This is a genomic window from Pseudomonas sp. GW821-FHT03A09, from assembly GCF_059421065.1.
On sequence record NZ_JBWKUX010000010.1, the window covers coordinates 243,822 to 257,355 of the forward strand.

Here is a 13,534-nt window from a genome sequence, read left to right on the forward strand (position 1 = left end):
GTATTCCAGGAGTTTCCAATGGCGAAGAAACCCTCACCGACCACCTTCACCCAGGATCCGCTCTGGTACAAGGACGCGGTGATCTACCAGGTTCACGTAAAATCCTTTTTCGACGCCAATAACGACGGTATCGGCGACTTTGCCGGGCTGATTGCCAAGCTCGACTACATCGCCAACCTGGGCGTCAACACGATATGGCTGCTGCCGTTCTACCCCTCGCCACGCCGCGATGACGGCTACGACATCGCCGAATACCGGGGCGTACACAGCGACTACGGCACGATGGCCGACGCCAAGCGCTTCATCGCCGAAGCCCATAAACGTGGGTTGCGGGTCATCACTGAACTGGTGATCAACCACACCTCCGACCAGCATCCGTGGTTCCAGCGTGCGCGCAAAGCCAAGCCGGGCTCGGCAGCGCGGGACTTCTATGTGTGGTCCGATGACGATCAGAAGTACGACGGCACCCGTATCATTTTCCTCGACACCGAAAAGTCCAATTGGACCTGGGACCCAGTCGCCGGCCAGTACTTCTGGCACCGCTTCTACTCTCACCAGCCCGACCTGAACTTCGACAATCCGCAAGTCATGAAGGCCGTGCTGTCGGTGATGCGCTATTGGCTCGACATGGGCATCGATGGGCTGCGGCTGGACGCCATTCCCTACCTGATCGAGCGCGATGGCACCCACAACGAGAACCTTCCCGAAACCCACGAAGTGCTCAAGCGGATTCGCGCCGAGATCGACGCCCGTTACCCCGATCGCATGCTGCTGGCCGAGGCCAACCAGTGGCCGGAGGACACCCAGTTGTATTTCGGCGACAAAACCGGTGACGACGGCGATGAATGCCACATGGCGTTTCACTTCCCGTTGATGCCACGCATGTACATGGCGCTGGCCCAGGAAGACCGTTTTCCCATCACCGATATTCTGCGCCAGACCCCGGAAATCCCCGCCAACTGCCAGTGGGCAATCTTCCTGCGTAACCACGATGAACTGACCCTGGAAATGGTCACGGACAAAGAGCGTGACTACCTGTGGAACTACTACGCCGCTGACCGTCGCGCGCGGATCAACCTGGGAATACGCCGACGCCTGGCGCCGCTGATGGAGCGTGACCGCCGTCGAATCGAGTTGCTCAACAGCCTGCTGCTGTCGATGCCCGGCACGCCGACCCTGTATTACGGCGATGAAATCGGCATGGGCGACAATATCTACCTGGGTGACCGCGACGGCGTACGTACCCCCATGCAGTGGTCCATCGACCGTAACGGCGGGTTCTCCCGTGCCGACCCGGCCAGCCTGGTGTTGCCACCGATCATGGACGCGCAATATGGCTACCCGTCGGTCAACGTCGAAACCCAGACCCAGGACCCGCACTCGTTGCTGAACTGGACCCGACGCATGTTGGTGGTGCGCAAGCAGTCCAAGGCGTTTGGCCGGGGCAGCCTGAAAATGCTCTCGCCGAGTAACCGCCGCATCCTCGCGTACACCCGTGAATACGCAGGCGAAGATGGGCGTACCGAAATCATCCTGTGTGTGGCCAACGTATCGCGCAGTGCCCAGGCCGCCGAGTTGGACCTGTCGGCGTTCGCTGGCATGGTGCCGGTGGAGATGCTCGGCGGTAATGCGTTCCCGCCCATCGGCCAGCTGAATTTTCTGTTGACCTTGGCCCCGTACGGCTTTTACTGGTTCGTGCTGGCGGCGGAGAACCAGATGCCCAGCTGGCATGTGGAACCGGCGCAGAGCATGCCGGACTTCACCACACTGGTCCTGAAAAAACGCATGGAAGAATTACTCGACGCACCGTGCCGCACCATTCTGGAACACACCTCGCTGCCGAACTGGCTGCCCAAGCGGCGTTGGTTCGCCGGCAAGGACGCCGCTATCGACGGCGTGCATATCGCCTACGGCGTGCGTTTCGGCGACCCTGCACATCCGGTGCTGCTTAGCGAAGTCGACGTGACCAGCGCCGGCCAGGTCAGCCGTTACCAACTGCCGTTCGGTTTTCTCGCCGAAGACCAGTTCACCAGCGCCTTGCCGCAGCAACTGGCCTTGGCCCGTGTGCGCCGGGCGCGGCAGGTCGGTCTGGTGACCGATGCGTTCAGCCTGGAGCACTTTATTCGCGCCGTGATCCACGGATTACAGGAAGGGGCCGTACTGAATACCGCTGAAGGGGATCTGCATTTCGAGGCCACCTCCCAGCTGGGCCACTTGGCACTGACGGATTGTGCTGAAGTGCGCTACCTGTCGGCCGAGCAATCCAACAGCTCGGTGGTGGTGGCTGAAAGTCTGGTGCTCAAACTGATCCGCAAGGTCAGCGGCGGCGTGCATCCGGAACTGGAAATGAGCGCTTACCTGACCGCCGCCGGCTATCCCAATATCTCGCCGCTGCTGGGCTCGGTGATCCGCCGCGACAGCCAAGGCCAGGACAACTTGTTGATGATCGCTCAAGGGTATTTGAGCAATCAGGGCGACGCCTGGGCCTGGACGCAAAACAACCTGGAACGGGCGATTCGCGACGCGCTGGCACAGGCTGTGTCCGAACAGGAGCAGCATTACAACGCCCTCGGCGAACTCAAGGATTTCGCCGGTTTGCTGGGGCAACGCCTGGGCGAGATGCATCGGGTCTTGGCCGAGCCGACGGCCAACCCGGACTTCAAGCCAGAAGTCACTACGGTCAAGCACGCCCGGGCCTGGGCCAAGGATGTCGGCGCACAAATCGAGCGCGCCCTGCAATTACTCAAGCTTCATCAAACTCAGTTGAACCCCGCCGATCAGGCGTTGGTCGGTGAATTGCTGGGGCAGGAAAAGGTCATTGGCGGGCATGTCCAGGCCCTGGCGAAAGCTACGCTGGGCGGGCTGCGGATTCGGGTGCATGGTGATTTGCACCTGGGTCAGGTATTGGTGGTCAAGGGCGATGCCTACCTGATCGATTTTGAAGGAGAACCGGCGCGGCCACTGCATGAACGGCGTGGCAAGCACAGCCCCTACAAGGATGTGAGTGGCGTACTGCGCTCCTTCGATTACGCGGCGGCGATGGCCTTGAATGTGCAGGGACAAGGAGCGGATCACTCGCCAGAGGCCGACAGTGCGCGCAAGCGCGTGACGGATCGTTACCTCAAGGAGGCGCGGCAAGCATTCACCCGGGCTTATCAAGCGGCGACGTCTACACTGGCGCATGACTGGCAGGATGCCAGCGGCCAAGACGCAGCGCTGACGTTGTTCAGCCTGGAGAAGGCCGCGTACGAAGTGGCCTACGAAGCGGAAAACCGCCCGAGCTGGTTGCCGGTGCCCTTGCAGGGCCTGCACCGCTTGCTCAGTGGGCTTTTACCTGTATCGAAAACTGCACGCGGTGGGGAGACGTCATGAGTTTTACGCACAAAGAACCGCTGCAGCCAACATTGACTGCAATGCCGGCGTCCAAGGACGTCGAAGCGCTGGTACGCGCCGAACACCCGGACCCGTTCTCGATCCTGGGGCCACACGAGGACGAGCAGAACGGGCAATTTATCCGCGCCTATTTGCCGGAAGCCCTGAGCGTTCAGGTACTGAGCCGTGACAGCGGTGAGCCGATCGGCAGCCTGGAGGCGACCCAGGTGCCCGGCTTGTTTATCGGGCAGTTCGGCACGCGCCAGGCGTACTTGCTGAAGATCCAGTGGGCCGGTGGTGAGCAGATCACCGAAGACCCTTACAGCTTCAGCCAATTGCTTCTTGGGGAAATGGACCTGTACCTGTTTGCCGAAGGCAATCATCGTGACTTGAGCAGTTGCCTGGGCGCCCAAGTGACCACGGTGGATGGCGTGCAGGGCGTGCGTTTTGCCGTGTGGGCACCGAATGCCCGACGGGTTTCGGTGGTGGGCGACTTCAATATCTGGGATGGTCGCCGCCATCCGATGCGCCTGCGCCATCCGTCCGGCGTGTGGGAGATCTTTATTCCACGCCTGCTACCGGGCGCGGCGTATAAATACGAAATACTCGGTGCCCACGGGATTCTGCCGCTCAAGGCCGACCCCATGGCCCTGGCCACCCAATTGCCGCCGGACACTGCGTCCAAAGTCGCCGCACCCTTGCAGGTGGACTGGCAGGACGATGCGTGGATGCAATCGCGCAGCGAGCGACAGAAGGCCAGTGCGCCGCTGTCGATCTACGAGCTGCACGTGGGCTCCTGGCAATGCGAATTGGACGAGGTGGGCGAAGTGGCCCGCCAATATGGCTGGCGTGAGCTGGCAGATCGGCTGATTCCCTATGTGCAGCAATTGGGTTTCACCCATATCGAGTTGATGCCGATCATGGAGCACCCGTTCGGTGGTTCCTGGGGGTATCAGGCGTTGTCGCAGTTCGCGCCCAGCGCTCGATTCGGCTCGCCGGAAGATTTCGGCTATTTCGTCAACGCTCTGCACCAGGCCGACATCGGGGTGATCCTCGACTGGGTGCCAGCGCATTTTCCCACTGATACCCACGGCCTGGCGCAGTTCGACGGTACGGCGCTGTACGAATACGCCAACCCACTGGAGGGCTTTCACCAGGATTGGGACACCCTGATCTACAACCTGGGCCGCACTGAAGTACATGGCTTCATGCTGGCTTCGGCACTGCACTGGCTCAAGCACTTCCATGTCGATGGCCTGCGGGTGGATGCGGTGGCGTCGATGCTGTACCGCGACTATTCGCGCAAGGCCGGTGAATGGGTGCCCAATCGCCACGGCGGCCGGGAGAACCTGGAAGCCATCGACTTCCTGCGTCACTTGAATGACGTGGTGGCCCTTGAAGCACCGGGTGCGCTGGTGATCGCCGAGGAGTCCACCGCCTGGCCCGGCGTCAGCCAGCCGACCCAGCAGGGCGGCCTGGGTTTCAGCTACAAATGGAACATGGGCTGGATGCACGACTCGCTGCATTACATCCAGCAAGACCCGGTGTACCGCGCCCATCATCACAATGAGCTGAGTTTCGGCCTGGTGTATGCCTGGTCCGAGCGCTTTATCCTGCCGATTTCCCACGATGAAGTGGTGCACGGCAAACACTCGTTGATCGACAAGATGCCCGGCGATCGCTGGCAGAAGTTCGCCAACCTGCGGGCCTACCTGAGTTTCATGTGGATGCATCCGGGCAAGAAGCTGCTGTTCATGGGCTGCGAATTCGGCCAATGGCGCGAATGGAACCACGACCAGCAACTGGACTGGTACCTGCTGCAATACGCGGAACACAAAGGTGTGCAAAAACTGGTGGGCGACTTGAACCGCCTGTACCGCGAGGAGCCGGCGCTGCACGAACAGGATGATGCGCCCCAGGGTTTCCAATGGCTGATCGGCGATGACGCCATTAACAGCGTCTACGCCTGGCTGCGCTGGAGCAAGAACGGTAAGCCGGTGCTGGTGGTGGCCAACTTCACCCCAGTGCCACGTGAAGCGTACGCCGTCGGCGTACCGTTTGCCGGGCGCTGGAGCGAGGTGATCAACAGTGACGCCGACACCTACGCCGGCTCCAATTATGGTAATGGGGGAGAGGTGTTTACCCAGGCAGAACCTCGTCATGGGCAACCGGTGTCGTTGTCGTTGAATCTGCCGCCGCTGGGCGTGTTGATTCTGCGGCCGCAAGAGCATTGAGGGCTCTGCCATGGGGGATACGGTTGTCCCGACTGCTGGCATGGTGCCACAATGCTGGCTTTATAATGGCGGTCGAATCAGGCGGATTTCATGAGCAACCTTGGGCATGGGCTGGACCCGGATTGCGTGATCGAAGAGCAGGTGCGAACCGATCGTTTGCACCAGCTGTTTCGCCAGTCGTTCGCTGCGGTTTTCGGCAGTTACCTGGGCGCTGCCATGCTGTGCTGGCTGTGCTGGGACCGTTTCGACCACAAGGTCATGCTGGTCTGGCTGGTGCTGCTGGCAGGTTCGTCACTGTTGCGCCTGAAAATGTTCGTGGACTGGTTTCGCTGCCCTGACGCCGAACGCACGCCTGCACGTTGGGAACGGCATTATTGGGTCACGCTGATGTTGTCGGCCGGGATCTGGGGCATTGGCGCATTGGCGGTCATGCCCCATGACGACCGCGTGTCACAGGTGCTGGTGATGCTGTTCACCGTGGGCATGTCGGTCAGTGCGGTCTCGTGTTACTCGGCCTATCGCTACATGACGCTGGGCTCCATGGCCCTGGTGCTGCTGCCGTGTACGTTGTGGCTGCTGTTTCAGCCGGCGCCGATGCAAGTGGGCGTGGCGATTGCGGTGCTGGTGTTTTCCTCTTTTGTGGTCAGCGCCACGCGTAAATTGTCCGATGCCCTGGAAAAAGCCTTTCGCCTCACCCGGCAAATGGAGCGCGCCCATAACATCTCCACACGTGCCGCCCAGACAGACGAATTGACTGGGTTGATGAACCGTCGCGCGTTCTTTGAACATGCCCAATTGCTGTATGCGCAATGCCGTCATAACCAGCAGCCGCTGTGTGCGTTGATGATGGACATGGACCACTTCAAGGACATCAACGATACCTATGGCCACCAGGCGGGCGATCAGGTGTTGCGGCAGATAGGCGGCGTGATCACGGCCTCGTTTCGCCAGACGGATGTGTATGGCCGCCTGGGTGGCGAAGAGTTTGCGGTGTTGCTGCCCAACACTTCGCTGGAGACCGCGCTGGACATTGCCGAACAACTGGTCAAGTCGGTTTCCGACCTGGCCGCCGAACCGGTGCAGGGCCTGACCGCCAGCCTGGGTGTGGCCGTGGTGCGCAGCCTCGATCAGGACCTGCACAGCCTGATGAACTCCGCCGACAAGGCGCTGTACCGCGCCAAGGCCATGGGGCGTAACCAGGTCGTTGTGGCGGAGTAGGGCTCAGTCCTTGCGCATCGATTTGGCCAGTGCCCACGCCACCTGGTCGGCGGAGTAGGGCTTGGCGATAAACTCGAACCCTTCGTAGCCACTTTCAGCCAGTTCCTCGCTGTAGCCGGATGTGAGCACCACTGGCAGGTCCGGCCGTCGCTGGCGTAGCTGTTTGGCCATGGCGACACCGGTCATGCCTGGCATCACCACATCCGAGAAAATCCCATCGAACGCCATGACGTCCGCACCGGCCAGCACCAGCGCCTGTTCGGCATCGGTGGCCCAGGTGGTGCGGTAGCCCAGGTCCTGAAGGATCTGGTTGGCGAAACGGCCGACTTCAAGGTTGTCCTCGACGATCAGGATGTGACCCATGGCCATGTCCCGCAGCGGGCTGTGATCCTGTCCTGACGGTGTGTGCAGGGCCGCCGGCGCCTCCACCTCGGGCAGGTAAAGGGTAAACACCGTGCCTTGGCCCAGGGTGCTGGCCACGTCGATGTTGCCGCCGGACTGCTTGGCAAACCCGAACACTTGGGATAAACCCAGGCCGGTGCCTTTGCCCACCGGCTTGGTGGTAAAGAACGGCTCGAAAATATGCTCGAACGTCTCACACGAGATGCCCACGCCTGTGTCCGCGAGGGACACGGTCACAAACGGCTGGTGCGCCGGCGCATCGCCTCGGATGCGTGGCAGCGCCGATACGTGGGCCACGCGCAGGGTCAGGGTGCCCTGGCCGTTCATGGCATCGCGTGCGTTGAGGGCAATGTTGATCAGCGCGGTTTCGAACTGGCTCGCGTCGACACAGACATGACAAGGCTGCCCGGGCAGTTCGACCCGTACATGAATGCGCGAGCCGGTGACGCTTTCGAGCATCTCGCCGATGTTGCGCACGCGCTCGCCCACGTCGAAGACTTCCGGATTCAGCGGCTGGCGGCGGGCGAACGCGAGCAACTGGCTGGTGAGCTTGCTGGCCCGTTCGACCGTATCGGAGACGGCGCCCATGTAGCGCTGGCGGCGCTCTTCCGACAGCCCTGGCTGGCGCAGAAAATCCACCGATGAACGAATGATTGTGAGCAAGTTGTTGAAGTCGTGGGCCACGCCGCCGGTCAGTTGGCCGATGGCTTCCAGCTTTTGTGACTGGTGCAGCGCGGCTTCGGCCTGGGTCAGTGCGAAGGTGCGTTCTTGCACCCGTTGCTCCAGGGTGGCGTTCAGTTCAGTGATGGCGGCCAGCCCCTCGCGCACGGCGGCGTCGGCACGCACGCGCTCGATATGCGCCCAGGAACGCTCGGTGACTTCACCCACCAGCGCCAGGTCATACGGCGACCAGGCGCGCATGTCTTTGTCATGCACCGCCATCAGCGCCGTCAGGCGACCGTCCTTGATCAGCGGGAAACACACTGTCGCCGTGGCACCCAGGGCCTGGTAGCGGGCGGATTCCTCGGGCGTGAACTCCAGGCGATTGTCGCGAATCACCAAGGGTTCGCCCGCGGTCAGTTGGCGGACCGCTCGCGCGCCGAACGACGCCAGGCGGTAGCGCCCGATAATGCTGGGCGAGCCGGGTGCCGCCCAGTTGCCGCGAATAGTGAAACCGTCTTCATCGGCGTCCATGTCGGCATAGGCGCAGTTGGACACCTGCAGATGCTCGGCCAGCAGGCGCGTGGTGAGGGTCATGATGGCTTCGGCGTCGGTGGCACTGGCCACGGCATGGCCGATGGCGTCCAGCGCTGTAAGCCTGCGGGCAAGGTAGACGGTGGCGGTGGTTTCGGTGACGGTGTCGAGCATGCCCACGACCTTGCCTTGCGGGTCGCGGATCGGGCTGTAGCAAAAGGTGAAGTAGGCCTGCTCAGGGCCACAACCCCGTTCGATCACCAAGGGATGGTTTTCAATATAGGTGGCATGGCCTTGATAAGCCGCGTCGGCGATAGGGCGGATGTCGTCCCAGGCTTCCTGCCACACTTCACTGAACGGGCGCCCAAGGGCATAAGGCTTGTTGCCCAGGATCGGCACAAACGCGTCGTTGTAGAGTGTCGTCAGGGACGGCCCCCAGACAATGGCTTGGGGGAAGCTTGAAGCAAAGCACAGCGCAACGGTGATCTTGAGCACATCTGGCCATTGCTCCAGCGGCCCCAGCGGGGTACTGGCCCAATCATGCAGGCGTACCTGTTCGGCCATGTCGCTGCTGCTTTGCAGCCAATTCATCATTGCGGGTACACCTTGTTTGCCACGGACTGTCGGTGCCTGGAGGTCAGGCTAGCAAGCAACAGACCGAAATCAGCGCTGCCAGTTCAGCACGATTATCCAGGAGATGGCAATTTGATGTCTCGTTCATTTGAATCGGCAAAAGCCCAGCTCCCTGGGCCATTGCACATCTACTGCTGTGTGCCGAAATCCGAGGTCCAATAGATCCCTGCATCACTCTTCGGGTCCATCGCGTAAGCCGCACCCAGCTCCCGGAATTGCGGGTTCATCAGGTTGGCGCAATGGCCAGGGCTGGCGAGCCAACCGTCCAGCACTTTACGTGGTGTATCGAGGCCAGCGGCGATGTTTTCGCCGATGTTCTTTGCAATGTACCCAGCCAACTCGGCACGATCGCCCGGCGTGCGACCGTCATGGTCCAAGTGGTCGAAGAAGTTGCCGTTGGCCATGTTGCGCGTGTGGCTGTTGGCGGCGCCGGCCAGGTCGTCGTTCCATGACAGCGGCGTGGTGGCGGCAAATGCCTGGGTACCGCACTGGCGTGGTTGGGCGCGGGCGGCGTTGATCAGGTTGAGCAGTTGCTTGCCTTCGGTCTGCCAGTCGCCCAAGCCACTGGTCAGCAGCGGGCGGGCCAGCACGATGCGCCAGTCCTGGCCGCTGTTGCTCACACCGATATCGACGAACTGCGGGTCCAGCACCACCCGGCAAAAGCTTTCGCGCACGGCTTTCATCGCTGCCTGCGCATCCTTGGGTCCGGACAAACTGATGGCCTGCACGTTGACCATCGGGTACGCGGCCCGCGCCAGCGCTTGCTGCAAATCGCCGACATTGGTGGCCGGCAGCACCAGCCGTGTGTCGCTGGTCAGCGGTGGCAGCTCCTGGGAACCCTGGTCACCGCAGCGTTGCACCTGGCTGCGGTACTGGTTGATCTGTTGTACCAACTGACTTTCTTCATTCGCCATCGCGCTGGCGCAGAACACCGTAGTGGCGGCCAGCGTCGTAAGGCCCATCATCAATGACAGCACGCGCATGGACGTTACCCTTGAGCTTGAAAGTGCCCATGATGCGCGATCCGGGTGCATCCATGCACCCTTTGATCCGAACTTTTTGCCTCAGTTCTTGAAGGTCGAGTGTTTGCGACCCTGGTCGCACAACGCGAACACCACCACCAACAAGGCTGAAATGGCGAGGATGATCACCACGCCATCGGTGGAGTGGGTGGCCGACGCCGCCACCATCGACAACGCACCCAACGGCGCCAGGCCGCCAGCGATAGCGGTGCCGATTTCACGGCCGGTGCCGAAGCCCGAAGAGCGGGTCTGGGTGGGGAATTGGCGGCTCAGGAACGAACCCTGCGGGGCAAACATCATCGGCGCGAGGATGCCGGTGCCCACGCCGATGGCGAGGTAGATCATCAGGCTTTCACCGCTGTTGAGCAGGGCCAGGAACGGATAGGCGAACAGCAGCGACAACACGCCGCCGAGCATCAACACGGTCTTGCTGCTCCACTTGTCGCACAGCCAGCCGAAGCAGGGCACGGCGACGATGGCGATCAGGCTGGCGATGGTCACCGACAAGGAGGTGACGTGCACATCCACACCTTTGAACTGGGTCAGGTAGGCCAGGGAGAAGGTCTTGAAAATGTAGCTCAGGGCGTTATAGCCAATGGCCACAAAGAACACCACGGCCAAGCCTTTCAAGTCGTTCTTGAACAAGGCTTTGAGCGGCGAGGCCTTGGCCTTGGCGGCTTCCTTGCTGAGTTCGTTGAACTGCGGGGTTTCCGGAATGCTGTTGCGCACCCACAGGCCGACCCCCACCAGCACGATGCTGCACACGAACGGAATGCGCCAGCCACCGGCCAGCAGGAACTCATTGCCGTTGATGGTGAGCAGGTACACGGTGAGCGACGACAACAACAGGCCCAGGTTCAGGCCCAGCGCCGGCCACGCACCCTGGCTGCCGCGTTTGCCTTGGGAGGCGTGCTCATAGGAAGTGACTGCCGCTCCGGACAACTCCGCACCGGCGCCCAGGCCCTGGATGATGCGGATAAACACCAGCACGATCGGCGCCCAGATGCCGATGGAGGCGTAGCTGGGAATCAGGCCGATGAGCGTGGTGCATACGCCCATCAGGCAGAAGGTCAGCACCAGCACTTGCTTGCGCCCGAATTTGTCGCCCAGGTAGCCAAACAGAATGCCGCCGAATGGGCGGGCAATGAAACCGATGGCAAAGGTGGAGAAGGCCATCAGCGAGGCGGTCTTGGGGTCGCTGTTATCGAAGAAGATCTTCGAGAACACAATGGCAGCCATAGTGGCGTACAGGTAAAAGTCGTACCACTCCAGCATCGAGCCAAAGATGGTCGCGGCGGCGACTTTGCGCAGGCGCTTGCGGGTTTGCTCGGGCGTTTCAGTGGTGGGGATGGAGACGGTTGCCGTCATGCTGTACTTCCTTCTGAGTCTTTATAGTTATTGTCAAATGGACGCGTAGTGCCGGGTGTTATTGGGGGTTGAACAGGCGGTCGGCGATCATCGCGCCGATGGGCATGGCCGAGGTGGCGGCCGGTGAGGGCGCGTTGCACACGTGGAGCATTCTTGAGGTCTGGGCGAACAGGAAGTCGTGCACCAGGCTGCCGTCGCGCATCACCGCCTGGGCACGGATGCCGGCCTCGTAGGGCAGCAGGTCGTCGAGGGTCAGCGATGGGCAGTATTTGCGGCACTGTTCCAGGTAGCCGGACTTGAACAACGAGTTCTTCATCTCGGTGGTGCCCGAGCCGAGGTTTTGCCAAATGGTTTTCCAGAAGCCGGGGAAGCTGGCGTACTGCGCCACGTCGCGCCAGTTCACCGAGAACTTGCGATAGTTTTCACGGCCAAGGCCCAGTACGGCGTTCGGGCCGACGGTTACGCTGCCGTCGATCATGCGGGTCAGGTGTACGCCGAGGAACGGCAGCTCCGGGTCGGGAATCGGGTAGATCAGGTGGTTGACGATGGAGTTTTTCGACGGGGGGAGGCGGAAGTACTCGCCGCGAAACGGGATGATCTGATGGTCGATCTTCACCCCGGCCAAGGTCGCCAGCCGATCCGACTGCAAACCGGCGCATACCACTAGGTGCCGAGCCTGCCAGGTTTCGCCGCGAGTGCTGACGGTCACTTTGTCGGTGTCTTCGTGAATGGCAGTGACAGTGCGTTCCAGGCAGATCTCGCCACCGCTGCGGCGGATCACCTGGGCCATGGTTTCGCAGACCTGGCGATAATCGACGATGCCGGTGGCGTCGAGAAACAGTGCGCCCAGGCCGACGATGTTCGGTTCACGCTGGCGCAGTTGGTCGGCGTCCAGGCGCTCGACCCGCATGCCGTTGAGCTGGGCGCGGGCATACAGCGCGTCCATCCGCTGCATTTCAAGAGGGCTTGAGGCCACCAGCATCTTGCCGCAGACCTCGAACTTGATGCCGTGCTCGGTGCAAAACTGCTTGGTGGCTTCGGCGCCGCGTTTGCACAGGTCGGCCTTGAGGCTGCCCGGCGCGTAGTAGATGCCGGCGTGGATCACGCCGCTGTTATGCCCGGTCTGGTGCTTGGCCAGCACCGGCTCTTTTTCCAGGATCACCACCGACGCGCCTGGCTGGCGCTTGAGCAGCTCCATCGCGGTAGCCAGGCCGACAATGCCGCCACCGATAATGCAAAAGTCGTGAATCATTGCGTGAGATACCTACCCATTACACATTTTGGTCTGCTTATCAGGTTGTCAGACTAATGGTTTTGTTAAAAAAACGGCGTGTCCGCAGACACGCTACTTGAAGGATCAGTGGGTGGCGGGCAGCTCCAGGTTCAAGCGCCGGGCTGCAGCGCGCAAGTGCGCTTCGGCGCTGCCCGCGGCGCGTTGAGCGTCACCGTCGGCGATGGCCTGGTACAGCAATTGGTGTTCCTGGGTGGCATCGGCGGAGCCGGTCGCAAACCGCGATGCCGAGTTTTCCCAGGCCGTTTTGCGCGCGCTGGCCAGTTGGCTGCGCAGGAAGTCGTGGAACGCCACGAAGTAGTCGTTCTTGCTGGCGTCGGCAATGGCGCGATGAAATTCCACATCGGCAATGGCGGCGGCTTCGAAGTTGTCGCGGTTGTCCTGCATGGCCTGCAAGGCGCTTTTCATGCGTTGCAGGTCATCCTCATCGCGGCGCTGGGCAGCGATCGAGGCGGCTTGGGTTTCGATCCACAGACGCACTTCGAACATCTGCGCCAGGTCGGGACGGCGACCATCTTGTTGCGGAAAACGAAACACCGTGCCCGCTGGCGTCTGCGAAATGAACGAGCCCAGGCCCCGGCGCGCGGTGATCACGCCATCGGCCTTGAGCTGGGCGATGGCTTCGCGCACCACGGAACGGCTGACGTTGAGCTGCTCGGCCAACTGCTGTTCGGTCGGCATGCGTGACTCGGGCGGCAGTTGGCCAGAGTCGATTTCTGCGCGAATGGCGCTGACAACCCTTGCGACGAGCGAATCGGGGCGTTGGAGCTCAAGCATGGGACAGCCTTGTTGATCAGGTT

8 protein-coding genes are annotated in these 13,534 nt (G+C 61.6%); 3 read left to right on the forward strand and 5 right to left on the reverse strand.

Going from position 1 to position 13,534, the window contains the following annotated elements:
- Positions 1–18: 18 nt before the first annotated feature.
- The 3 genes from treS (at position 19) to AC07V4_RS19615 (ending at position 6,824) form a co-directional block, all read left to right on the forward strand.
- On the forward strand, positions 19–3,372 hold the full coding sequence (gene treS, locus AC07V4_RS19605) for a maltose alpha-D-glucosyltransferase (RefSeq protein WP_492636575.1): 3,354 nt from the start codon (positions 19–21) through the stop codon (positions 3,370–3,372).
- Entirely contained in the window at positions 3,369–5,606 is a 2,238-nt protein-coding gene (gene glgB / locus AC07V4_RS19610) for a 1,4-alpha-glucan branching protein GlgB (protein WP_492636576.1), read from the forward strand. Before treS ends, glgB begins: the two co-directional genes overlap by 4 nt.
- Positions 5,607–5,696: 90 nt before the next feature.
- Positions 5,697–6,824, forward strand: coding sequence for a GGDEF domain-containing protein (locus AC07V4_RS19615; RefSeq protein ID WP_492636577.1), 1,128 nt, complete (start codon positions 5,697–5,699; stop codon positions 6,822–6,824).
- A 3-nt stretch (positions 6,825–6,827) separates the two neighbouring features.
- Here AC07V4_RS19615 and AC07V4_RS19620 read toward each other — a convergent pair whose 3' ends face one another.
- From AC07V4_RS19620 to AC07V4_RS19640, 5 genes are all read right to left on the reverse strand, one after another.
- Positions 6,828–9,014 carry a GAF domain-containing hybrid sensor histidine kinase/response regulator gene (locus AC07V4_RS19620; protein ID WP_492636578.1) on the reverse strand — a complete coding sequence of 729 codons (2,187 nt, stop codon included), beginning with the start codon at positions 9,012–9,014 and terminating at the stop codon, positions 6,828–6,830.
- A 167-nt stretch (positions 9,015–9,181) separates the two neighbouring features.
- Positions 9,182–10,036, reverse strand: a complete 855-nt coding sequence (locus AC07V4_RS19625; protein WP_431752286.1) for a CAP domain-containing protein — start codon at positions 10,034–10,036, stop codon at positions 9,182–9,184.
- Positions 10,037–10,117: 81 nt separating this feature from the next.
- On the reverse strand, positions 10,118–11,443 hold the full coding sequence (locus AC07V4_RS19630; protein WP_492636579.1) for an MFS transporter: 1,326 nt from the start codon (positions 11,441–11,443) through the stop codon (positions 10,118–10,120).
- Between the two features lie 58 nt (positions 11,444–11,501).
- Positions 11,502–12,695 carry an L-2-hydroxyglutarate oxidase gene (gene lhgO / locus AC07V4_RS19635; protein ID WP_492636580.1) on the reverse strand — a complete coding sequence of 398 codons (1,194 nt, stop codon included), beginning with the start codon at positions 12,693–12,695 and terminating at the stop codon, positions 11,502–11,504.
- Between the two features lie 105 nt (positions 12,696–12,800).
- A complete protein-coding gene (locus AC07V4_RS19640) occupies positions 12,801–13,511 on the reverse strand; it encodes a FadR/GntR family transcriptional regulator (protein WP_492636581.1) in 711 nt (236 codons plus the stop codon).
- Positions 13,512–13,534 lie beyond the last annotated feature (23 nt).

What these genes read in the sequence shown, in the direction of transcription:
- treS (WP_492636575.1), top strand. Translation starts at nt 19, where the DNA reads ATGGCGAAGAAACCCTCACCGACCACCTTCACCCAGGATCCGCTCTGG.
- glgB (WP_492636576.1), top strand. Translation starts at nt 3,369, where the DNA reads ATGAGTTTTACGCACAAAGAACCGCTGCAGCCAACATTGACTGCAATG.
- AC07V4_RS19615 (WP_492636577.1), top strand. Translation starts at nt 5,697, where the DNA reads ATGAGCAACCTTGGGCATGGGCTGGACCCGGATTGCGTGATCGAAGAG.
- AC07V4_RS19620 (WP_492636578.1), bottom strand. Translation starts at nt 9,014, where the DNA reads ATGATGAATTGGCTGCAAAGCAGCAGCGACATGGCCGAACAGGTACGC.
- AC07V4_RS19625 (WP_431752286.1), bottom strand. Translation starts at nt 10,036, where the DNA reads ATGCGCGTGCTGTCATTGATGATGGGCCTTACGACGCTGGCCGCCACT.
- AC07V4_RS19630 (WP_492636579.1), bottom strand. Translation starts at nt 11,443, where the DNA reads ATGACGGCAACCGTCTCCATCCCCACCACTGAAACGCCCGAGCAAACC.
- lhgO (WP_492636580.1), bottom strand. Translation starts at nt 12,695, where the DNA reads ATGATTCACGACTTTTGCATTATCGGTGGCGGCATTGTCGGCCTGGCT.
- AC07V4_RS19640 (WP_492636581.1), bottom strand. Translation starts at nt 13,511, where the DNA reads ATGCTTGAGCTCCAACGCCCCGATTCGCTCGTCGCAAGGGTTGTCAGC.